The sequence below is a fragment of the Agrobacterium pusense genome (genome assembly GCF_013285525.1).
In the GTDB taxonomy this organism is placed as follows: Bacteria; Pseudomonadota; Alphaproteobacteria; order Rhizobiales; family Rhizobiaceae; genus Agrobacterium; species Agrobacterium pusense.
This window is the reverse complement of sequence record NZ_CP053856.1, coordinates 772,275-793,381: the sequence shown is the minus strand read 5'-3', so window position 1 is coordinate 793,381 and position 21,107 is coordinate 772,275. Positions and strand designations below refer to the sequence as shown.

The 21,107-nt window shown below is 59.5% G+C and carries 19 protein-coding genes; 10 read left to right on the top strand and 9 right to left on the bottom strand.

The annotated features are described in order from the left end of the window. Positions 1–166 precede the first annotated feature (166 nt). On the top strand, positions 167–484 hold the full coding sequence (locus tag HQN82_RS03865) for a hypothetical protein (RefSeq protein ID WP_037088981.1): 318 nt from the start codon (positions 167–169) through the stop codon (positions 482–484). Between the two features lie 177 nt (positions 485–661). After that, entirely contained in the window at positions 662–1,294 is a 633-nt protein-coding gene (locus tag HQN82_RS03860) for a DapH/DapD/GlmU-related protein (protein WP_004441138.1), read from the top strand. Positions 1,295–1,341: 47 nt separating this feature from the next. On the opposite strand, the gene ppx is transcribed toward HQN82_RS03860, so the two are convergent. From ppx to HQN82_RS03840, 4 genes are all read right to left on the bottom strand, one after another. Further along, on the bottom strand, positions 1,342–2,865 hold the full coding sequence (ppx, locus tag HQN82_RS03855) for an exopolyphosphatase (RefSeq protein ID WP_004441136.1): 1,524 nt from the start codon (positions 2,863–2,865) through the stop codon (positions 1,342–1,344). Further along, on the bottom strand, positions 2,862–5,060 hold the full coding sequence (locus HQN82_RS03850; RefSeq protein ID WP_034496238.1) for an RNA degradosome polyphosphate kinase: 2,199 nt from the start codon (positions 5,058–5,060) through the stop codon (positions 2,862–2,864). The genes ppx and HQN82_RS03850 overlap by 4 nt, the downstream gene beginning before the upstream one ends. Positions 5,061–5,161: 101 nt before the next feature. Next, positions 5,162–5,890 carry a DnaA regulatory inactivator HdaA gene (gene hdaA, locus HQN82_RS03845; protein WP_107339793.1) on the bottom strand — a complete coding sequence of 243 codons (729 nt, stop codon included), beginning with the start codon at positions 5,888–5,890 and terminating at the stop codon, positions 5,162–5,164. Positions 5,891–5,892: 2 nt separating this feature from the next. Further along, the gene (locus HQN82_RS03840) at positions 5,893–7,050 is read right to left on the bottom strand and encodes an AI-2E family transporter (RefSeq protein WP_004441130.1); all 1,158 of its coding nucleotides are present in this window, start codon (positions 7,048–7,050) and stop codon (positions 5,893–5,895) included. Positions 7,051–7,333: 283 nt separating this feature from the next. Here HQN82_RS03840 and purM point away from each other — a divergent pair, with 283 nt between their 5' ends. The 3 genes from purM (at position 7,334) to HQN82_RS03825 (ending at position 10,147) form a co-directional block, all read left to right on the top strand. Further along, positions 7,334–8,407, top strand: a complete 1,074-nt coding sequence (gene purM, locus HQN82_RS03835) for a phosphoribosylformylglycinamidine cyclo-ligase (protein WP_035207698.1) — start codon at positions 7,334–7,336, stop codon at positions 8,405–8,407. After that, positions 8,404–9,078, top strand: a complete 675-nt coding sequence (gene purN / locus HQN82_RS03830; protein ID WP_173614567.1) for a phosphoribosylglycinamide formyltransferase — start codon at positions 8,404–8,406, stop codon at positions 9,076–9,078. The genes purM and purN overlap by 4 nt, the downstream gene beginning before the upstream one ends. A gap of 133 nt (positions 9,079–9,211) precedes the next feature. Continuing rightward, positions 9,212–10,147: an omptin family outer membrane protease gene (locus HQN82_RS03825; RefSeq protein ID WP_037088978.1), complete on the top strand. Its 936-nt coding sequence runs from the start codon at positions 9,212–9,214 to the stop codon at positions 10,145–10,147. A 56-nt stretch (positions 10,148–10,203) separates the two neighbouring features. On the opposite strand, the gene HQN82_RS03820 is transcribed toward HQN82_RS03825, so the two are convergent. From HQN82_RS03820 to HQN82_RS03810, 3 genes are read right to left on the bottom strand one after another with little or no spacing between them, the layout of a single operon-like run. Then, positions 10,204–10,815, bottom strand: a complete 612-nt coding sequence (locus HQN82_RS03820) for an NUDIX domain-containing protein (RefSeq protein WP_112765709.1) — start codon at positions 10,813–10,815, stop codon at positions 10,204–10,206. A gap of 26 nt (positions 10,816–10,841) precedes the next feature. After that, positions 10,842–11,438: an NUDIX domain-containing protein gene (locus tag HQN82_RS03815; protein WP_112765708.1), complete on the bottom strand. Its 597-nt coding sequence runs from the start codon at positions 11,436–11,438 to the stop codon at positions 10,842–10,844. 13 nt (positions 11,439–11,451) lie between these two features. Further along, a complete protein-coding gene (locus tag HQN82_RS03810) occupies positions 11,452–13,656 on the bottom strand; it encodes a molybdopterin-containing oxidoreductase family protein (RefSeq protein WP_173614566.1) in 2,205 nt (734 codons plus the stop codon). Positions 13,657–13,697: 41 nt separating this feature from the next. On the opposite strand from HQN82_RS03810, the gene HQN82_RS03805 reads away from it, so the two are divergent. Continuing rightward, positions 13,698–14,561, top strand: a complete 864-nt coding sequence (locus HQN82_RS03805; protein WP_077987781.1) for a 23S rRNA (adenine(2030)-N(6))-methyltransferase RlmJ — start codon at positions 13,698–13,700, stop codon at positions 14,559–14,561. 1 nt (position 14,562) lies between these two features. Here HQN82_RS03805 and HQN82_RS03800 read toward each other — a convergent pair whose 3' ends face one another. Next, complete coding sequence (locus HQN82_RS03800) at positions 14,563–15,510, bottom strand: lysylphosphatidylglycerol synthase domain-containing protein (protein WP_112765897.1); 948 nt, start codon at positions 15,508–15,510, stop codon at positions 14,563–14,565. A 206-nt stretch (positions 15,511–15,716) separates the two neighbouring features. On the opposite strand from HQN82_RS03800, the gene HQN82_RS03795 reads away from it, so the two are divergent. Beyond that, entirely contained in the window at positions 15,717–16,487 is a 771-nt protein-coding gene (locus HQN82_RS03795) for a ribonuclease T2 family protein (RefSeq protein WP_037088973.1), read from the top strand. A gap of 21 nt (positions 16,488–16,508) precedes the next feature. Beyond that, on the top strand, positions 16,509–17,105 hold the full coding sequence (locus HQN82_RS03790) for a glutathione S-transferase (RefSeq protein WP_006700180.1): 597 nt from the start codon (positions 16,509–16,511) through the stop codon (positions 17,103–17,105). Between the two features lie 108 nt (positions 17,106–17,213). Here the strand turns inward: HQN82_RS03790 and HQN82_RS03785 are convergent, their stop codons facing one another. Next, entirely contained in the window at positions 17,214–17,870 is a 657-nt protein-coding gene (locus tag HQN82_RS03785; protein ID WP_004441118.1) for an outer membrane protein, read from the bottom strand. A gap of 348 nt (positions 17,871–18,218) precedes the next feature. On the opposite strand from HQN82_RS03785, the gene HQN82_RS03780 reads away from it, so the two are divergent. Continuing rightward, positions 18,219–19,007, top strand: a complete 789-nt coding sequence (locus tag HQN82_RS03780) for an SDR family oxidoreductase (RefSeq protein WP_112765707.1) — start codon at positions 18,219–18,221, stop codon at positions 19,005–19,007. After that, positions 19,004–21,049 carry an excinuclease ABC subunit UvrC gene (gene uvrC, locus HQN82_RS03775; RefSeq protein WP_022555955.1) on the top strand — a complete coding sequence of 682 codons (2,046 nt, stop codon included), beginning with the start codon at positions 19,004–19,006 and terminating at the stop codon, positions 21,047–21,049. The genes HQN82_RS03780 and uvrC overlap by 4 nt, the downstream gene beginning before the upstream one ends. The last annotated feature ends 58 nt before the right edge of the window (positions 21,050–21,107 follow it).

Sequence of the window (21,107 nt, the reverse complement as noted above, 5' to 3'; positions counted from 1 at the left end):
GGCTTGCAAAATGGACAGCCCATTGCTGTTCGATCCGCACAGACGGCATGGAGGTCAACCGGCGCGCTACACTTCAAGACCAAGATTTATGTTTCCCGCAAAGCGGACACAATCCACGCGATAATATTGCTTGGCGAAATGGTTGTACCGACAGGAGAGACATTTAATGAGCGAGAGTTGTCCGGTTCTGACACCGGCAGAACGGCAGGTTCAGGATATATTGGAACGCAACGAAGCGGCGATGATGGCGAGTGTTCATGCAGCGGTTGAGCGCGCCAGCAAAGAAGTCGCCGAAGCATTCGAGGCGGCCGGGTCAGACATGCAGCCACCACCCCGGGATTATTTTGCCGCAGTTGCGCATCAACAGCTCTTTTTGTTGTTGTGCGGGGCCGATCCGCAGACCTTCGAGGGCGGCGACCCAGAAATCGCCGGTCATATCATTCGGAATGCTCAAAACATAACGGAGCACTACTGGAAACGATAATGCGCCCGAATGTCGCCGGCAGGTGACGCCGATCTGTAAGGAGAGAATGTCACACGAAGCAAGAGACGTGGTCTGAACTTGACAGGGTATGCCGGTCACGGATGGAATGCTCCGCCGTCTCGCGTCATAGGGCCTTCATCATGCCCGGTTAAGCAGGCGCAAAATCTGGAGACTGCAATGGATTCGACCGCACAGATCAAGCGCCCTAAGCTCGCAGAGACCGTCATTCATGCAACAGCCAGCGTAAGAGACTCGAGCATCGGCAGATGCTGCGAGATTTTGGCCGACACCTCGCTGCATAATGTTGAGCTCGGAGACTACTCTTATCTTGGTCCCCGCTGCATGGTGGGGGATGCGATCATCGGGAAGTTCTGCGCCATCGCCGCGGAGGTCAGGATAGGCGCTCCCAACCATCCGATGGACCGGCCATCCATGCACCGTTTCAGCTACTGCCCTGAATATTACTCTGCCGATGCGGTGCGCGACGATGCCTTTTTCGCGCAGCGGAAGCAGGATCGCGCCGTTATCGGTCACGATGTCTGGATCGGACACGGGGTCATCGTCCTGCCGGGCGTCAAGGTGGGAGACGGCGCGGTGCTGGCCGCCGGCGCCGTGGTAACCAGGGACGTGCCGCCCTATACCATCGTCGGCGGCGTACCCGCAAAAATCATTCGCGAGCGCTTTTCACGATCGATTGCGCAGAAGCTTACCGCTATTGCCTGGTGGGACTGGCCCTTCGAGACGATCATGGCGCGGCTTGGCGACTTTCAGTCAAACGATATCGAAGCGTTCTGCGAGCGCTGGTCCTAGCACGGGGCCAATGTCGTTTCTGTCGTGAACGGAAACTCCGCCGCTTCTTATTCGAACACGAAGGCCAGCCGCTTGCCCGTCAGCTTCGCCAGTTGCTGCAAACGTCCGTCCAGCCGCTCGCCGGCAAAATCGCAATAATCATGCGGCACCACAAATTCCAGATCGAGATCCGGATTATCTGTCTTGCGGAATTTCAGGTGATCCACGACACCCGGCATGGAGGCTGAAAAAAGATATACGACGCGCAGCAGGCCGCCCAGCAGTTTGGCGAGTTCCTGCAGACGCTCCCCCGCCATGGCGGCAAGCGGCTCGGTGGTGCCGTTGTCGTTCAGGCCTTCAAAGCGGTAATAATTGGCAAGTGCAATATAGGCGCGCCCGGGATGGGTGATCGCCACAAAGGACGAGTGGGCGATGATATTGAGCGCCTGCAGACCGCGGTAATCCGGATGCGCGCGCCAGCTGATGTCGGCCAGCAGGCAGGCGGCCTGCCGATAGCGGCTTTCCTCTTCCGTCTCGTCGATGCCGAAAACCGGGAAGGTGCGACCGCTCCAGTCCGCCAGTTCTCGCGCATGCTCCGGAGAACGGGCGCGCAGAATGGCAAGTTCGTCGGCGGCCACCAGCAGCGGATCGGATTCGCGCTCCGCCTCCGTCAGCAGCGAATAAAGGTAACCCTCGCGTACGCCCTGTGCGGAAAAAGCGATCCTGGCCGGCTTCATCATCTTCAGAACTTCGCGCATGGCGATGGCACCGAATGGCAGGAGCGAGCGGCGGTTCTTGGAGACCGCCTGCCAGGCGGGATCCTTGCTATCCCGGGAGACGATGACCTCCTCGAGGAAATTCAGCATTTCCTCTAGCGGCAATTCATAACCCTGCATCATGTGCAGGGGATAACCGGATATCTCCATGTGCAGCTTGGCGATATTTCGCCAAGTGCCGCCGACGGCGTAAAAGGTGCGCCCCTCACCCGCCGCCAGAAGTTTGGCGAAGGATTTGACGTGCTTTCTGGCAATGGTCGCCGCTTTTTCCAGCGAGCCGTCCGATTGCTCCGAAAGCCGCAAACCGCCAAGCGGCAGGGTGATGCCTTCGCCGCAGCTCTTGCCCTTGATGTCGATCAGTTCCAGCGAGCCGCCCCCGAGGTCGCCGGCGATGCCATCAGGATCATGGAAACCGCTGATCACGCCATAGGCCGAATAAAGCGCTTCCTTCTCACCCGACAGAACCTCGATCTCACAGCCGAGGATGGCTTCGGCCTCACGAATGAAATCGGGACCATTTTCCGCTTCTCGGGCCGCGGCCGTGGCCAGCACATAAAGCTGCTGCGCCTGCGCCTGCTCGGAGAGGGCGTGAAAACGCCTGAGCGCCAGGAGCGCGCGGCTCACACCTTCCTCATGCATGCGCCCCGTCAGCGCCAAACCTTTGCCAAGCCCGCAAAGCACCTTTTCGTTGAACAGCACCGCAGGCGCGCGGGAAAGACCTTCATATACGACAAGACGAACGGAGTTCGAGCCAATATCTATGACGGAAACGGGGGCAAGGCCGGTCAGCCGCCCCTGTGCTTCTGATCGAGTCATTCAGCCTGTTTCTTGCGGGACGAAATCAACCCGGCAATCAATTTGGGCGCACTGGATTTCAGGGCTTCACCACGTCCGGAAAGGCTGGGATTGGTCATGAAATAGTGCTGCGCGTTGAACGGTTCTTCGCCTTTACGCACCTCGATGCGCCTCGACGTTCCGTCCGCAAGTATCTCGTAGCTCTGCTGGTTGTCAATGAGATTGCCCAGCATAATCTGTGAAAGAACCTGCTCATGCACGGTGGGATTGGTCAGCGGCACCAGCGTTTCCACGCGGCGGTCAAGATTGCGCGGCATCATGTCGGCGGAGCCGATATAGACCAGCGCCTTGTCCGACGGCAGGCCGAAACCATTGCCGAAGCAGAAGATGCGGCTGTGCTCCAGGAAGCGGCCGACGATGGATTTGACGCGGATATTGTCCGACAGGCCGGGCACCTGCGGGCGCAGGCAGCAGATGCCGCGCACGACGAGGTCCACCTCAACACCCGCGGCGCTGGCATGGTAGAGCGCATCGATGATCTCTGGATCGACAAGCGAATTCATCTTCATCCAGATCGCCGCCGGCGCGCCGCGCTTGGCGTGCTCGATTTCCTCGTGAATATGCTTGAGGATGCGCGCGCGTAGCGTATAGGGCGAGACGGCCAGCTTCATGCCCTCCTCCGGTTCGCCGTAACCCGTGATGAAGTTGAAGATATTCGCCATGTCGTGGGCGATCTTCGGGTTGCAGGTGAAGAAGGACAGGTCGGTATAGATCTTGGCCGTGATCGGGTGATAGTTGCCCGTGCCAAGGTGGCAATAGGTCCGGAGCTTGCCATCCTCGCGGCGCACCACCATCGACATCTTGGCGTGGGTCTTGAGTTCGATGAAGCCGAACACGACCTGCACGCCGGCGCGTTCCAGATCGCGCGCCCAGCGGATGTTTGCTTCCTCGTCGAAACGCGCTTTGAGCTCGACCAGCGCCGTGACGGATTTACCTGCTTCCGCGGCATCGATCAGCGCGCGAACGATCGGGCTGTCGTTGGAGGTGCGGTAAAGCGTCTGCTTGATGGCAAGTACTTCGGGATCGCGCGCAGCCTGCAGGAGGAACTGCACCACCACGTCGAAGCTTTCATAGGGATGGTGAACCACCATGTCCTTTTCGCGGATAGCAGCGAGGCAATCGCCGGCATGTTCACGAACGCGCTCCGGGAAACGGGCATTGTAGGGCTCGAATTTCAGGTCGTCGCGCGGGGCACGCACGATTTCCGAGATCGTGTTGAGCGCGAGAAGACCGGGCAGAACCGCGACGCGATTATCCGGCACACCGAGTTCGTGCACCACGAACTGCCTCAGCGACTGCGGCATTTCACTGTCGGTCTCGATGCGGATGACGGAACCGCGGCGGCGGCGTTTCAGCGCGCTTTCAAAGAAGCGCACCAGATCTTCGGCCTCTTCCTCCACCTCGATATCGCTATCGCGGATGATGCGGAACGTGCCGGAACCGCGAACGGTATAGCCGGGATAGAGCCGGTGAATGAACAGACCGACCACATCCTCGAGCGTGATGTAGCGGATGGCGTTCTTCTCATCCGGCAGCCGCACGAAGCGGTCGAGCGCCGGCGGCAGGCGCAAAAGCGCCGTCATCGGCTCGCGGCCGTTGACGCTGTCCAGCTGCAGCCCCATGGAAAAGCCGAGATTGGGAATGAAGGGGAACGGGTGCGCCGGATCGATGGAGAGCGGCGTCAGCACCGGGAACATGCGTTCCTCAAACTCGGTCTCCAGCCAGTTGCGATCCTCATCCGAAAGCGCAGCCGGGCGTACGATGTAGATTTCTTCCTTGGCAAGATATTGCTGCAGAACGGCAAGCGAGGCCTGCTGCTCCATCTGCAGGTTGTCGATTTCCTTCAGAATATCTTCGAGCTGTTCTGCCGGGGTCTTGCCGTCCGGGGTCCTGACGGTGATCTTCTGGCGCACCTGGCCTTCGAGGCCGGCGACGCGAACCATGAAGAACTCATCGAGATTGGCCGCCGAGATGGACAGGAAACGCAGCCGCTCCAGCAGCGGGTGATCGGTGTTCAGCGTTTCCTCAAGGACACGGCGGTTGAACTGGAGCCAGGAGAATTCGCGGTTGATGAAACGCGCGGGGCTATCCCAGAGGTTCTCGCCCTCGGTCTGCGGCTGAACCTTGTTGAAATCTTCCTGCGCGACAGCGTCCATGCCCTGTTCCATCCCCTGACCAATTTCCAATCCGTGATCCTGCTGCATCCCGCGATCGTCCTTCTTGCCCGTATAACAGTTTGACGACGGAACTGTGACAGTCAATCGTCGTCCGGTCCGTTATGTCTCTCGGCATTGTCCATCGCGTTGAGGACTTCCGCCACCAGTGGGCGGGTGATCCTCGTTCCGCGCGAAAGCGCCAGCCTGTCGATCCGCTCTACGATCGTCTGCGCCGTATCGAGCGAACGTTCCATTCTGTTGACGATGTAGCCTATGAGTTTGTCATCCATGTAAAGCTGCCGGTCAGCGAAGAGCTTCACCAGCACCTGCGCCAGCAACGCCTCGTCCGGTTCACCCGTTTCCACTACCGTCACGGCCTTGAGGCGCGAGCGCAGATCCGGCAGCGTGACGGGCCAGGCCGACGGCCATTGCCGGCTGGTCATCAGAAGCGTCGTGCCATTCTGGCGTACGCTGTTGATGACATGGAAGAGTTCGGTATCATCAAAACCACGCCGATCGGCATCCTCGAATAGCACCGCCCCCCTTTCGGCCGCGCGCGCGGCATCCGCGCCCGCTTGCGGATGAATCTCGCGGGCCTCGCTGATATTTTTCCAGATATTGGCAAGGTGCGATTTTCCGGAACCGGGCGGCCCTGCCAGCACGACCACCGGCGAGGGCCAGTGCGGCCATGCGTCAACGAGGCTGACGGCGGCCTCCAGCGAAGCCGACACGAGGAGATCGTCCCGGCCGGAGGCGGACGGATGCGAAAATGCGAGCGGCAGCTGCTCGGCCTTCGACCGGGCGTTGTCGGTTTTGATTGGGTCAGTCATTGTCAGCTCTGAGAGTCAACCTTGCCGGAGGACGTTTCCCTTTCTTCCAGGGTGAGGTTGGCTTCCCAGGGAAGGTTGGCGGCGTGCCCGTGGTAAAGATCGCTTTCAAGATACCGCGACAAGGCGAAGCGGACAAGCACGCCGACCGCCGCCGCAGCCGGCACCGCGACGAGAAGCCCGACGAAGCCGAAAAGCGCGCCGAAAGCGAAGAGGGCAAACATCAGCCAGACAGGATGCAGGCCGACGCTGCTGCCGACAAGTTTCGGCTGCAGGATGTTGCCTTCGATGAACTGGCCGGAAAAGAACACGACGAGGGTCAGCACGACATAGAGATAATCCGGCCAGAACTGCACGATGGCGACGCCAACCGCCAGGATCAGGCCGACCATGGAGCCGATATAGGGAATGAAGCTGATGAGGCCCGAAAAAAGGCCGATCAAAAGGCCGAAATTAAGCCCGACCAGCGACAGGCCGACGGCGTAATAAACCCCGAGAATGAGGCAGAGCGAGCCCTGCCCACGCACGAAACCGGCAATGGTCTTGTCCATGTCGCGGGCGATCTGGCGCACCGTGTGCACGTAATCGCGCGGGATCCAGCTGTCGACCTTGTCGATCATCCGGTCCCAGTCAAGCAACAGGTAAAAGGCGACGACGGGGGTGACCACCAGGAGCGACACGACATCGACCAGCGATTTCCCGGAATTCCATATCTGCGTCAGCAATGTGCCGATGAAACCCGCACCTTCGGTGAGGAGTTTCGAGAAGTTCTCCTTTACCGCGTCGATCTGGCTGCTCACCCAGTCCGGCAGGAGATTGGTATCCGCGCCGGCGATCAGCTGCTGCAGCGATGAGATATATTGCGGGATGCGCGTGATGAATTCCGAGGCCTGGGCGGCAATGAGCGGAATGATGATGATGAGCGACAGCGCGAAGACCAGCACGAAGGAGATGAGAATGACGACCGTGGCCATCAGCCGGCTGAGGCCGCGCCTCTCCAGCCAGTCGGCCACCGGATCGAGAAAATACGCAAGCGCCATGCCAGCCACGAAAGGCAGGAGAATGGAGCTGAAGACCATCAGGAAGAGGATAAAGACGGCAAGCACGCCGATCCAGAAAAACACCTGCCGGCGCAGGCTGGTACCGCTTACATGGGGTTGCATCCGTTCATCCTTCTGTCACCGCATCGTCATCCCGCATCATGGAGATAGGATGGGCGTGGGCACATGGTCAAGACTGCGTCGGCAAAGGGATAAGGGGACTGAAAAAGCCGACAACGCAGAATATCCGGTCCCACCTTCGCCGCATTGCGGCAAATGCTGCCGAGAGCGACCATCGCGGAACGTCAAAGCCGTTAAAAACCGGAGGTTTTGCCACGCAAACCCTTGCATCAGGCCCCGTCCCGTGCGAATGGCGACGCCAAAGGAACCAGCGGAGACGAGAGCCATGAGCCAGTCGGGCAAGAACGGTCTTACCTATAGTGACGCAGGGGTGGATATCGACGCCGGCAATCTGATGGTCGAGAAGATCAAACCGGCGGTGCGTTCCACGCGACGTCCCGGCGCGGACGGCGAAATCGGCGGCTTCGGCGGCCTGTTCGATCTGAAAGCCGCTGGCTTCACCGACCCGGTTCTGGTGGCCGCCAATGACGGCGTCGGCACCAAGCTGAAGATCGCCATCGACGCAAACTATCACGACACCGTCGGTATCGATCTCGTCGCAATGTGCGTCAACGATCTCGTGGTTCAGGGTGCAGAACCGCTGTTCTTCCTCGATTATTTTGCCACCGGCAAGCTCGATCCCGACCAGGGCGCTGCGATCGTTTCGGGCATCGCCGCCGGCTGCCGCGAATCCGGTTGTGCGCTGATCGGCGGCGAAACCGCTGAAATGCCGGGAATGTACTCAGATGGTGATTACGACCTCGCGGGCTTTGCCGTGGGCGCGGCCGAACGCGGCCAGCTTCTGCCCGCCGGCGACATTTCCGAGGGCGACGTCATTCTTGGCCTGTCCTCATCCGGCGTCCACTCCAACGGCTTCTCGTTGGTGCGCAAGATCGTATCGATCTCCGGGCTCGACTGGGATGCACCCGCTCCCTTCGCCGATGACAAGAAGCTGGGCGAAGCGCTGCTGACTCCAACCCGCATCTATGTGAAGCCGCTTCTGAAGGCGATCCGCGAGACCGGCGCGCTGAAGGCACTGGCGCATATTACCGGCGGCGGTTTCCCGGAGAATATTCCGCGCGTTCTGCCCAAACATCTCGCCGCCGAGATCGATCTCGAAGCGATAGAGGTTCCCGCCGTATTCTCCTGGCTTGCGAAAACCGGTGGTGTCGAAGCAAAGGAAATGCTGCGCACCTTCAATTGCGGCGTCGGCATGATCGTCGTGGTTTCGGCTGAAAATGCCGAAAAGGTCACCGAAGTTCTGACGGCCCAAGGCGAGACCGTCTTCCCGCTCGGCCGCATGGTCGCCCGTGAAGAAGGCGCGCATGGCACCATCTACAAGGGCGCCCTCGCCCTATGATGCCCGCCGCCCTGTCGTCTGGCCGCAAACGTGTCGTCGTTTTCATCTCCGGCAGCGGCTCCAACATGATGTCGCTGGTAAAGGCCTGCCAGACGGCGGATTTTCCGGCGGAAATCGCCTGCGTGATCTCGGACAAGGCAACTGCCGGCGGGCTGGAAAAGGCACGGGGTTTCGGCATTCCGACCCTCGTCTTCGAGCGCAGGACCTATGCGAGCAAGACGGAACATGAGGGCGCCATTCTGGCCGCTCTTGGGGAGATTGCGCCTGACATCATCTGTCTCGCCGGCTATATGCGGCTGATCTCGGGGGATTTCATTGCCCCCTATGAAGGCCGCATCATCAATATCCACCCTTCCCTGCTGCCGCTTTTCCCCGGTTTGCATACGCATGAGCGTGCCATCGACAGCGGCATGAAGATTTCCGGCTGCACGGTCCATTTCGTCACCGAAGGCATGGATGAGGGCCCGACGATTGCGCAGGGGGCTGTGCCGGTTCTTTCCGACGACACGGCCGATACCCTGGCTGCGCGGATCCTCACCGTCGAGCACCAGCTCTATCCACTGGCGCTGAAATTACTCGCCGAAGGCAAGGTACGGATGGAAGGCGGAAAAGCCGTTTTCGACAAGAGCGAAAGTAAAACCGAGTATTCCATCCTTGTCTCTGCCTCGTGATGTAGCTATTCCTAAAGTACATAGATAAATCAGAATTGGTATCTTCGGTGAAATAAACCGATCATTTACCATAATCGTCTTTAATGACCGCAACGGCCTCTACTTCAGGCCCTCCGGACGTTCAGGAGCGATTATGCGATTTTCGAGATTTCCCCTGCCGCTTTCTGCGGCTTTACTGATGGGTACCTGCCTGCCACTCGCCGCCGAACAAAACGGCATTACGGCTTCACTGGATGCCGGCGTTCTCAATCTCCGGGCGACGGAAACTGTTCATCTCGGTGGCCGCAAGGTGAGCGAACTGGAATGGGAAACGAAAAACGCCGTGGCGTTGCGCGGCTCGCTCGGGCTTGAACTAGCGCCCGGCTGGCGCGTCAAGGCGGAAGGCCGCATCGGTTTTGAAGGCGATGGCTACATGACCGACTACGACTGGGTATGGCCTTTTTCGAAAGACAGCTCCAAGGAGAATTGGAGCGATCGCTCCCAGCATGATGACACACGGCTCGACCATTATTTTTCGGGAGGCCTCGAACTCAATCGCACATTGCTGGAGGATCCGCAGCAATATCTCAGCGCGGGCGTCGGTTTTCGCTACACCGATGTGCAATGGTCGGCCTATGGTGGCAACGCCGTTTACAGTGTTTTCTCCCGCCGCGATTTCTCGGGCAAATTCAAGGATGGCCTCAAGGGAATAACCTATCGCCAACAAATACCGGTTTTCTACGGCAACCTGACGGGCGGCCAGAGATTCGGCAACTGGTCGCTCAATCTCGGTCTCGAAGGTGGCGCCATGGTCTACGCCAAGGCGACTGACGATCACTGGCTGCGCGACATGCGCTTCACTGACAAATTCGACGTTGCCGGCATGTTCGGGGTGAAGGCAGGCGTTGCCTATGACGTGACTGAAAACGCCTCGATCTACCTCGACGGCGCTTACGACTATACCAGCCTCGGGCGCGGGAACACGCATTATAGCGGCGCGGGCGCCGGAAGCCTGTCGTCGGAGAAGAACGCTGGTGGCGGCGACTTGCAGTCGATTTTCGTGGGTGCCGGCGTCAGGGGGCGGTTTTAGCGTTGATGGCTGTATCCGTGGGTTAGTTCACTGGATATGCTCAAGCCGCCCCGCCTTTAAAGCCGATCACGATTCAACATCGCCCATTGCAGCAGAATGATCGTCTTGGAATCCGTGATCTCACCCGAGGCGATCATTCCGAAGGCTTCGTCGAGACCGTAGGTCAGAACCTCGATATCTTCGCCTTCATCCTCCAGTCCACCACCGCTGCCCGCTTGCACGTCGAGATCGATACGGGCGACGAAGAGGCTCACCTTTTCAGTCAGCGCGCCAGGGCTGGCATACATGTCGAAGAGGTATTCAACTTTTTCGACGGCGTAACCGGATTCCTCCATCGCCTCGCGGCGGATTGCATCAGCGGCATCGTCGCCATCGAGAAGCCCTGCCGGAACTTCGATCATGAAGTTCGGGTCGCCGTTGACGAAGGCGGCGGGGCGAAACTGGCGTACCATTACCACGCTGTCGCGTTTCGGGTCATAAAGGAGAATGGCGGCGGCGAGGCCGTGATCATGGACCTCCCTCACAATACGGATCGTCTTGCCGTCAGGCATGCGCTGGTCAAAAACGAGCTTCTGCAAATGCACGAAGCCCTTCCAGACGGTTTCCTTTTCCACCAGCCGGATCCGGTCAGTCGCGGCAGCGGGCGACTTTAAGAGCGACACATTCATAAGATTCTCCGAAAGATGATGAAATCTCAGGCTGTCAGGGAGGGGCGGTTCAAGGCCGCCCATTGCAGCAGCATGATCGTCTTGCCATCGCATATCTCGCCCGTCTCGATCATCTTCATGGCGTCGTCCAGCGGGATTTCCACGACCTCGATATCCTCGTCCTCATGGGCCGCACCGCCGCCTTCTTCGACACGATCCGAAGATTCGACAATCGCGGCGAAGAAATGAATGATCTCGGTGACAGAACCGGGCGACATGAACGATTTGAACAGGAACCGCACGTCGCTGACGACATAGCCCGTTTCTTCCGTCACCTCGCGGCGGATGGCTTCGGCCGGATTATCGCCGTCCAGCAGGCCGGCCGGGGCTTCAAGGAGCCAACCGTGATGACCGTTCACATGGGCCGGCATGCGAAACTGCCGTACCAGAACAACCGTCTGGCGTCGTGGATCAAACAGCAGGATCGTCGCGCCGTTGCCACGGTCATAGGCTTCGCGCCTGATGACTTTCGTTTCGCCACGGGAATTGGTGTAATTGTAGGTTATGTTGCGGAGGTGATACCAGTTCTTTGAAAGCGTTTCGTCTTTCAGAATTTCAATTTTCACGTTGTCGAACTTCGTCATTCAAAATCTTCCGTCAGCTCTTGCGCAGCCAAACCTTGTTGTCGTGAAATGCCGCGCCGCCATAGGGAGCGACGGCGTCGGCACCGGTCAGCACGTTGATGCCCTCGCCGTCCAGATGCGCCTTGTTCGGCCATAGCCCTTCGGCAATGAGCACTCCCGGCCTAGCACCTTCCACGATTTTCGCGTGGAGCCGGACCTCGCCTCGCCCGTTGCCGATGCGGACGATGTCGCCATCAGAAATGCCGTTGATGGCGGCATCTTCAGGGCAGATCATCAATTCAGGGCGGCCTTCCTTCTGCACGGAGGTTTTGGTTTCCGCGAAGGTGGAGTTCAGGAAGTTGCGCGCGGGCGATGTCGCCAGCCGGAAGGGATGGTCCGCATCCGCAACCTCGATAACATCGACCTGATCGGGGAATTTCGGAAATTCCGACACCGGCCCCATCACGCCGATATTCTTCGGTGGCTTGTTGGGAGAAGGCCCGGTTGCCCAATCAGGGCTGAAACGGAACTTTCCGTCACCGTAACCGAAGCCTTCAAGATAATGCGCGACCTCGAACGGCGGCTGCGCATCGATCCATTTCTCTTCGGCGAGCGTATCGAAATCACCCCAATCGCTCGCCTTCAGGATGCGGTCGACATGCTCTCTGGCCGAAAGGCCGAAACCGGGCATATGATCGACACCAAGACGCTTGGCCAGTTCCTCGATGACGAAGAGGTTGGTACGCACCGTTTCGGGCGGCTCCACCAGTTTCGGGCCGAGAAGGATATGGTTCTGGCCACCGCTGCGATAAAGGTCGTCGTGCTCGAGAAACATGGTGGCCGGCAGAACGATATCGGCAAGCTCGGCCGTTTCCGTCATAAATTGCTCGTGCACGGCGACGAAGAGATCGTCGCGCAGGAAGCCCTGCTTCACCAGCCTCTGTTCGGGCGCGACATTGACGGGATTGGTGTTCTGGATGAGCAGCGCCGTTACCGGGCCGCCATGGCGCAGCGCTTCCGCATCGCCCGTCAGCACGCGGCCGATCTGCGACTGGTCGAGCTGGCGCACGTCGGGGTCGGCATAGGCTGTTCCCATCAGCTCCGCCTTGTTGAGCCGGAAGATATCACCATTATTGTGGAACGCGCCGCCGCCCTCATATTGCCAGGAACCGAGCACCGTGGCGATGGAAAGCGCCGCGTGCATGGCGACCGCGCCGTTGCGCTGGCGGGCAAAACCATAACCCAGCCGGAAAAATGTCTTCTTCGTCGTGCCGACCAGCCGCGCGAAAGCCTCAATCTCAGCGACGGAAAGACCGGTGATCTCGGATGCCCATTGCGGCGTCTTCGGTTTCAGATGCGCTTCAAGCCCGGCCGGATCGTCGGCGAAGCGCGCCATGTAATCGCGGTCGGCATAACCGTCGCGGAAGGCGATGTGCATCACGGCGCATGCCAGCGCCGCATCCGTGCCGGGTCGGACGACGAGGCGCATATCCGCCTGTTTCATGGTCGGATTGTCATAGATATCGACCACGACGATCTTCGCGCCGTGTTCTTTTCGGGCTTTCACCGCATGGGTCATGACATTGACCTGCGTGGCCACCGCATTGGTGCCCCAGATGACGACGACATCGGCCTTGCCGATCTCGCGCGGATCGGGGCCGCGCAAGGCGCCGGTGCCCATCACGTAACCTGTCCAGGCCATGTTGGTGCAAATCGAGCCGAAGAAGCCCGAATATTTCTTGGCGTGGCGCAGCCGCTCGATGGAGTCGCGCTGCACCTGCCCCATGGTGCCCGCATAGAAATAGGGCCAGATGGCCTCCGCGCCGTGCCGGGCTTCTGCCTTCACAAAAGCGTCGGCGACCTCGTCCAGCGCCGCTTCCCAGGAAATTTCCTGCCAGTCGCCCGCCCCTTTTGCGCCCTTGCGGCGCTTCGGGGTCAGCAGACGACCGGGATGATAGATGCGCTCGGAATACCGCGCCACCTTGGCGCAGATCACGCCGGCGGTATAGGTGTTGGCATTGGCGCCGCGCACACGACCGATGCGGCCATCGGCATTGATATCGACCTCCAGCGCGCACGCGCTCGGACAGTCATGCGGGCAGACCGTGTGTCCGATACGGACTTCGGCCTTCAGGGTGGCTTTTTCAGCGGAAATCGGGGTCGCAAAGTTCATATCTTTTGTATATTGCATCAACGATGCGGCAAAAAGGCCGAAGTGACGTCCATCAAGAATATTCATCCTGACCATTCATCCGGGTAAACGGCAAGCGAGACACATCCATGAACTACCGCCACATTTATCACGCCGGTAATTTCGCGGATGTCCTCAAACATGCCGTTCTCGCCCGCCTCGTGCGTTACCTGCAGAACAAGGACAAGGCCTTTCGGGTACTGGACACCCATGCCGGCATCGGTCTTTACGACCTGACGTCTGAAGAGGCGCAGAAAACCGGCGAATGGCAGACCGGCATCGGAAAGCTGATGGAGGGTGATCTGCCCGACCCTATCGCCGAGCTGCTGGAGCCCTATCTTGCCGCCGTAAAGGAACTCAATCCTGAAGGCGGCGTCAAATTCTACCCCGGCTCACCGAAACTCGCGCGTATGCTGTTTCGCCCGCAGGACCGGCTTTCGGCCATGGAACTGCATCCGGATGACAGCCGCGCGCTCGCGCGGCTATTCGAAGGTGACTATCAGGTGCGGGTGACCGAGCTCGATGGCTGGCTGTCGCTTGGCGCGCATCTGCCGCCGAAAGAAAAACGCGGCCTCATCCTCGTTGATCCGCCGTTTGAGTTGGAGAACGAATATCAGCGGCTGGCCGATGGTTTGAACAAGGCCTATCGCCGCTTTTCCACCGGCACCTATTGCCTGTGGTATCCGCTCAAGAAAGGCGCGCCGATCAAGGATTTCCACGAGCGGCTGCAATCCTTCGAGATTCCGAAGATGCTATGCGCGGAACTTTCCGTCAGGAGCGACCGGCTGGATGGGCTGAGCGGCTCCGGCCTCATCATCGTCAATCCGCCCTACACGCTGAAAGAAGAGCTGCACACGCTACTGCCTTACCTCAAGACAAGGCTGGCGCAGGACAGGTTCGCCTCGCAACGCGCCTTCTGGCTGCGCGGCGAGGAAAAGCCGGAAGACGGCTGAGTTACCTCAACCCTTCCCTTTTCTGCGCCGCGGCAAGCTGTGATCGCTCGAAGAACAGGATCACGAACAGCGCCATGATGAAGGGGATGATGAGGTAAAACAGGCGGAAGACCAGGAGCGCTGCGATGACGTCGGCCGGGTTCATGTCCGGCAGGCCGGTGACGAAGACGAGTTCCAGCACGCCCAATCCGCCCGGCGCATGCGAAATGAGCGCTGCGGAAAACGACACCAGAAATATGCCGAGAATAACCATATAGCCGGGATTGCCGGCTTCCGGCAGCGCGAAATAGATGATGCCCGCCGCGCCGATCAGCTCGATGGGGCCAATGACCAGTTGCTGCGCCACAAGCTTCGGCGCCGGGTATGGCAACACGAAGGAGCCGATCTTCAGAGGCTTCAGCCTGAGCAGGCTGCCGAGAACATAAAGGCTGACGAAAAAGAGCAGCACGACGCCTGTCGTGGTCGAGGCTTCGACCGGCAGTATGCCCGTGAACCGTTCAGTGATGTCAGGCTCGTAAAGCAGCACCATTCCGATCAGCATGATCGTGCCGATGAGGAAGGTGAAAGAGCAGAGGCCGACGAGAACGCCCACTTCCGCCACACTTAGTCCCTTCGACGTATACGCCCGATATCGCACCACGGCGCCCGAAAACACCGACGCGCCGACATTGTGGGACAGCGCATAGGTGGTGAAGGAGGTGAGCGTGATGAAGAGCCAGTTCACCTTGCGGCCAAGATGCTGCAACGCGATGCGGTCATAACCGGCAAGCGCCGCATAGGCCAGCAGGGTGGAGAGACCCGAACACAACCAGTCCCGCACCCGAATGGCCTTCAGGCTGTCCCAGAGATCATCAAGCGACAGGCCGCGCAATTCGTGAAAGAGCAACCAGGCGGAAAAGCCGATCGTCGCAAAGCCAACGACGGGCCAGATATATTTCTTGAATTTCATGCGGTCATGCCCGCCTATTTCCTCCAGCTTCACCCCAGCCTGTTCCGTCTTTTGCGGAGATTCGTTCGACTCTATTCGTTATGCGGCGAAGCTTTCAACCTTTTCATCAAAGATTGGCGGTTTGCCCCGTTCACAAGTTGATGTAAGACCGGATCGTCGCCTGCCGGCGATATGAGGTCGTCCATTTTCCGGGGAACGTACACGGAATGAAGCGTTATGCCGGTTTCATCGCCCTGGGCCTTCTGTCGCTCGGCGCCTTATGGTTCGCGCAGCAAAATCCGGCCCCAACCACACCGGCCGACCGGCAGACACAACCCCAATCGCAGACCGCCGGCAATTCCTGGCCGGATGCTCCAGGGCGCGTGGTTTCTCAAGCGAAGCCGGATAAGAGGCCTCCGCCGCGCGGAAGCGGCTTCGATTTTTATGTGCTCTCGCTTTCATGGTCACCGGCATTCTGCGCCAGTTCCGAAGGCTCTGGCAACCGACAGCAGTGCGGCAGCGACAGGCGTTACGGATTCGTGGTGCACGGGCTATGGCCGCAGAACGAAAACGGCTATCCCGAATTCTGCCGAAGCGACGAGCCTGAGCGTGTTCCGGACGCGATCGGCCGCACCATGTTCGACATCATGCCCTCCATGGGCCTGATCGGCCATCAGTGGCGCAAACACGGCTCCTGTTCCGGCCTGTCGCAGCGAGACTATTTCTCGGCGACGCGGGCCGCCTTCGAGGCCATCCGGCTGCCGGAGAGAATCGCTTCCGGCGCCGAAACAGCCGCGCTTTCCGCCGATGCGATAGAAACCGCCTTTACCGATGCCAATCCCGGCCTGTCGAAACGCGGCATTTCCATCAGCTGCGACGGCAAGCGCCTCGAAGAAGTGCGCATCTGCCTTAACCGGGACATGACATTCCGCGATTGCCCGGAGCTTGACCGCAAGGGCTGCCGCGCGAGTTCAACCGAAATCATCCCCATTCGCTGATCAACCCACAGGGACCCAACCATGGAACTGCTCTATTCGCCCGCCTCCCCCTACTCCGCCAAGGTGCGCATGGCGGCCCGTCATCTCGACATCGACATAACCTCCGTTCGCGTTGACACCAACGCCGAGCCGGCCACGCTGATGGACAATAATCCGCTGGGAAAGATTCCGGTGCTGCTGCTTGATGATGGCGGATCGGTCTACGACAGCGTGGCCATCATGCATTATCTCGACCGTCTTTCAGGCGGTAAACTCTACCCCAAAAAGAACGGCAAGCGCACGGATGTGGAAATTCTGGAGGCGCTGTGCGACGGCATCATGGATTGCCTGCTGGCCATCGTCTACGAGCGCCGTTTCCGACCGGAAGAGAAAATTCACCAGCCCTGGATCGACAAGCAGTGGAGCAAGGTGGTGCGCGGGCTCGACCATCTCAACGCCAACCTGCCGAAGACCGGCAAGAAGCTGCACGGCGGCCATTTCGCGCTGGCTGCGATGATCGGTTATCTAGACCTGCGTTTTGCGGGCGAGTGGGCCGAAGGACGCGATGCGCTGGCGGCGTGGCCGGAAACCTTCGGCAAGCGTTTCGAGGCCTATACGGAAATGAAGGCCGCCGCCTGACGTGACCGCGCAGAACACCCGGCTTTTTGCCGGGCGTTCAACGGCAAATTACAGACACAAAAAAGCCGGGGCATGACCCCGGCTTTTCTTTGACCGATCCGGAAAGGATCAGAACTTGACGCCGATACCGGCCTTGACCGAGTGGTCGTCATAACCGCGCGAGAAGGCGTCGTTGCCGAGCGTGTAGTCCTTCTTCTGGTAATCGCTGTAGCGATATTCCAGACGGGCGGTGATGTTGTCGGTCACCATAGCTTCTACACCGGCACCAACCGTGTAACCGAGAGCCGTGGCGCTGTCCTTGTTGACGCCGTCACGAACCTTGTTGTCGGAGACAGCAAGACCGGCCGTACCATAGAGCAGGAACGGGTTCATGTCGTAACCAACGCGGCCACGCAGCGAGCCGTTGACGCCCTGCTTGCCTTCGACCGAGCGACCTGCGACCGTACCGGCGGAACCGCGCTCGTCACCCATGTTGACGTCAGCTTCGGCACCGTAAACGATCTGGCCATTCTGCCAGTTGTAACCGCCGTACAGACCGCCGCCAGCGCCCTTGGCGTCACGGCCGTCGTTGCTGGAGCTGAAACGGCCCCAGTCGTAGTTGACGGTACCACCGAGGTAAGCGCCGGACCAGTCCTTGACCGGTGCTGGCTGGTCGTAGGAAACCGGTGCCTGCGGCACTTCGTTTACGGCGTCAGCGGCGTGAGCAGCCGAAAAGCCAGCGGCGGCCATGGTCGAAGCCATAAGGGTTGCTACGAAAATACGCATGTTATTCTCCTTTCAGGACCGCTCTGCACTCAAAACATTGTTTTCAGACGCGGCATAATTCGTCGGGTTGATCGCCCCTCTGGAAACCGAATTTGATGGGAGAATGCGGAGATCAAAGAGCCAAAATGTGAATTGTTTGGGGCAGACGCGTGACTAGAATTAGACGTTGCCTAATTGCCACAAGGATTTTATTAACCCTAACAGAAGGCTAAACAAAGATAGATCGCCTTTAAACTTCGTTATATTAAAATTAAACCGGAATTGCATTGTGAATAAAAAATCGCCCAATTCTTTTCGGGCCGAGTGACAGCTTGCGATTTGCATTTATATCCAGCAAATAGGGCGTGTATGAGCAAATGCAGGTCCGCTGTGAAAGAAGATATACCGAAGACAGTCTTGATTACCGGGGCCGCGCGGCGGCTTGGGCGCGCTATCGCCACCGATCTGGCCAGCCACGGCTTTGCGATCGCGGTCCATGCCAATGAATCGATCGCGCAGGCGGAGGAATTCGCTAACGAAATAAGGCAGAAAGGTGGCAGGGCTGCTGCCGTTCAGGCGGACCTGACACAATCAGCCCCGACAGCGGCGCTGATCGAAAAGGCGTCTTCCGCCCTCGGCCCCATCGGCGTCGTCGTCAACAATGCGTCTGTTTTTCTCGGCGACACGGCGGAAGCGCCTGACCCTGATATCTTCGATGCGCATTTTGCCGTGCATGTGCGGGCGCCTTCCCTCATCGCCGCCGCCTTTGTCGAACAGTTGCCCGCCAATAAATCCGGGCTGATCGTCAATATCATCGACCAGCGTGTGCTTGCGCTCACGCCACGCTTTTATTCCTACACCCTTTCGAAATCAGCGCTTTGGACCGCCACACGGACGATGGCGCAGAGTTTCGCGCCGCGCGTCAGGGTGAATGCCATCGGGCCTGGGCCCACCTTCAAAAGCGAAAGACAGGCGCCCGAGGACTTTCAGGCGCAGATCGACGGCCTTATATTAAAGCGTGGTCCTGCGCCGGACGAGTTCGGGCGGACGATTCGCTTTCTTTACGACACGCCGTCGGTCACCGGACAAATGATCGCGCTCGACGGCGGCCAGCACCTTGGCTGGGAAACCCCTGACGTGGCGGAGATACCTGAATGAACGGAAAGAAGCTGCCTGATGGCGGTATTCTCTTCGATGACACCGACGACGAAGATGACGATGCAAGCCTTGCCGCAACGGAAACGGCCGAGGCTCCGCGCGACGTCGCCGGCATGGACTGGAATGCGGGATGGAAGAACGAATCCGGCCTGAAGGGCATGGACCTCATTGGCGAATTCGTCAAACACCTGCCCAATGCGCCGGGTGTCTATCGCATGTTCAACGAGGCGGGCGACGTGCTTTACGTCGGCAAGGCACGCTCGTTGAAGAAGCGCGTCGGCAATTATGCGCAGGGCCGCGTGCATTCCAACCGCATCGCCCAGATGGTGCGTCACACCACGCACATGGAATTCGTCACCACCCGCACGGAGACCGAGGCGCTTCTTCTGGAAGCGAATCTAATCAAGCGCTTGCGGCCGCGATTTAACGTACTTCTGCGCGACGACAAGTCCTTCCCCTATATTCTCATCACCGCCGACAACCGTGCCCCAGCGATCTTCAAGCACCGGGGAGCAAGGGCGCGCAAGGGCGACTATTTCGGACCCTTCGCGTCCGCCGGCGCGGTTGGCCGCACGATCAATTCGCTGCAGCGCGCCTTCCTGATACGCACCTGCACAGACAGTGTGTTCGAAACCCGCACCCGTCCCTGTCTTCTGTACCAGATCAAGCGCTGTTCCGGGCCCTGTACGCATGAGATCAGCGACGAGGGCTACGCGGAGCTGGTCAAGGAAGCCAAGGATTTCCTGTCCGGCAAGAGCCAGAGCGTCAAGACCGCAATTGCCCGACAAATGAACGAGGCTTCCGAAGACCTCGATTTCGAGCGCGCCGCCATCTATCGCGACCGGCTGGCGGCACTTTCGCACGTACAGAGCCACCAGGGCATCAACCCCGCCGGCATTGAAGAGGCGGATGTCTTCGCCATCCACCACGAAGGCGGCATTTCCTGTATTCAGGTGTTCTTTTTCCGCACCGGCCAGAACTGGGGCAACCGCGCCTATTTCCCCAAGGCCGATCCGTCCCTGCCCGGCTCGGAAATTCTCAACGCGTTTCTGGCGCAGTTCTACGACGACAAGCCGGTGCCGAAACAGATCCTGCTTTCCGAAACGGTGGAGGAACAGGAACTGCTGGCGGCCGCCCTCGGGGAAAAAGCCGGGCACAAGGTCACGATCAGCGTGCCGCAGCGCGGCGAGAAGAAGGACATTACCGATCACGTGCTTGCCAATGCCCGCGAGGCGCACGGCCGCAAGCTCGCGGAAACATCGTCTCAGGCGCGGCTGCTGAAGGGCTTTGCCGAGACTTTCGGCCTTGCCTACGTGCCTCGGCGGATCGAAATCTACGATAACTCGCACATCATGGGCACCAATGCGGTCGGCGGCATGGTGGTGGCGGGGCCGGAAGGTTTCGTGAAGAACCAGTATCGCAAGTTCAATATCAAATCGACCGACATCACGCCGGGCGACGATTTCGGCATGATGCGGGAGGTGATGACCCGCCGCTTCTCACGCCTGCTGAAAGAAGAAGGAAAGCCGGATCGCGAGCGCATACCGACAGCAGAAGAAGCTGCCGACATGCCCTTCCCCGCCTGGCCGGACGTGATCCTGATCGATGGTGGTCAGGGGCAGATGACGGCGGTGCGGGCCATCCTCGACGAACTCGGCATTCGCGACTGCGTAACCGCCATCGGCGTCGCCAAAGGCATGGACCGCGAGGCGGGCCGTGAACGTTTCTTCGCGGACGGGCGCAGCGATTTTTCCCTGCCGCCACGTGATCCCGTGCTCTACTTCATTCAGCGCATGCGTGACGAGGCGCACCGTTTCGCGATCGGATCGCACCGGGCCCGGCGCAAGAAGGAAATGGTGCGCAATCCGCTGGACGAAATCTCGGGAATCGGACCGGGGCGCAAACGTTCGTTGCTGCAGCATTTTGGAACCGCCAAGGCGGTTTCCCGCGCGGGCCTCAATGACCTGATGGCCGTCACCGGCATTTCCGAGACGGTGGCGCGGCAAATTTACAATCACTTCCACGAGAGCGGCAGCGATTGACGCAGAACGGCGGGGCTGACCTGCTAAAAAAACATAATCACGTGTTGACGCTATGCCC

What these genes read in the sequence shown, in the direction of transcription:
- HQN82_RS03850 (WP_034496238.1), bottom strand. Translation starts at nt 5,060, where the DNA reads ATGGACGCTGTCGCGCAGGAAGATTTCAACAAGGTTCAGCCGCAGACC.
- uvrC (WP_022555955.1), top strand. Translation starts at nt 19,004, where the DNA reads ATGAACGGAAAGAAGCTGCCTGATGGCGGTATTCTCTTCGATGACACC.
- purM (WP_035207698.1), top strand. Translation starts at nt 7,334, where the DNA reads ATGAGCCAGTCGGGCAAGAACGGTCTTACCTATAGTGACGCAGGGGTG.
- HQN82_RS03805 (WP_077987781.1), top strand. Translation starts at nt 13,698, where the DNA reads ATGAACTACCGCCACATTTATCACGCCGGTAATTTCGCGGATGTCCTC.
- HQN82_RS03790 (WP_006700180.1), top strand. Translation starts at nt 16,509, where the DNA reads ATGGAACTGCTCTATTCGCCCGCCTCCCCCTACTCCGCCAAGGTGCGC.
- HQN82_RS03780 (WP_112765707.1), top strand. Translation starts at nt 18,219, where the DNA reads ATGAGCAAATGCAGGTCCGCTGTGAAAGAAGATATACCGAAGACAGTC.
- HQN82_RS03785 (WP_004441118.1), bottom strand. Translation starts at nt 17,870, where the DNA reads ATGCGTATTTTCGTAGCAACCCTTATGGCTTCGACCATGGCCGCCGCT.
- HQN82_RS03820 (WP_112765709.1), bottom strand. Translation starts at nt 10,815, where the DNA reads ATGAATGTGTCGCTCTTAAAGTCGCCCGCTGCCGCGACTGACCGGATC.
- hdaA (WP_107339793.1), bottom strand. Translation starts at nt 5,890, where the DNA reads ATGACTGACCCAATCAAAACCGACAACGCCCGGTCGAAGGCCGAGCAG.
- HQN82_RS03795 (WP_037088973.1), top strand. Translation starts at nt 15,717, where the DNA reads ATGAAGCGTTATGCCGGTTTCATCGCCCTGGGCCTTCTGTCGCTCGGC.
- HQN82_RS03860 (WP_004441138.1), top strand. Translation starts at nt 662, where the DNA reads ATGGATTCGACCGCACAGATCAAGCGCCCTAAGCTCGCAGAGACCGTC.
- HQN82_RS03865 (WP_037088981.1), top strand. Translation starts at nt 167, where the DNA reads ATGAGCGAGAGTTGTCCGGTTCTGACACCGGCAGAACGGCAGGTTCAG.
- HQN82_RS03840 (WP_004441130.1), bottom strand. Translation starts at nt 7,050, where the DNA reads ATGCAACCCCATGTAAGCGGTACCAGCCTGCGCCGGCAGGTGTTTTTC.
- purN (WP_173614567.1), top strand. Translation starts at nt 8,404, where the DNA reads ATGATGCCCGCCGCCCTGTCGTCTGGCCGCAAACGTGTCGTCGTTTTC.
- ppx (WP_004441136.1), bottom strand. Translation starts at nt 2,865, where the DNA reads ATGACTCGATCAGAAGCACAGGGGCGGCTGACCGGCCTTGCCCCCGTT.
- HQN82_RS03800 (WP_112765897.1), bottom strand. Translation starts at nt 15,510, where the DNA reads ATGAAATTCAAGAAATATATCTGGCCCGTCGTTGGCTTTGCGACGATC.
- HQN82_RS03815 (WP_112765708.1), bottom strand. Translation starts at nt 11,438, where the DNA reads ATGACGAAGTTCGACAACGTGAAAATTGAAATTCTGAAAGACGAAACG.
- HQN82_RS03825 (WP_037088978.1), top strand. Translation starts at nt 9,212, where the DNA reads ATGCGATTTTCGAGATTTCCCCTGCCGCTTTCTGCGGCTTTACTGATG.
- HQN82_RS03810 (WP_173614566.1), bottom strand. Translation starts at nt 13,656, where the DNA reads ATGAATATTCTTGATGGACGTCACTTCGGCCTTTTTGCCGCATCGTTG.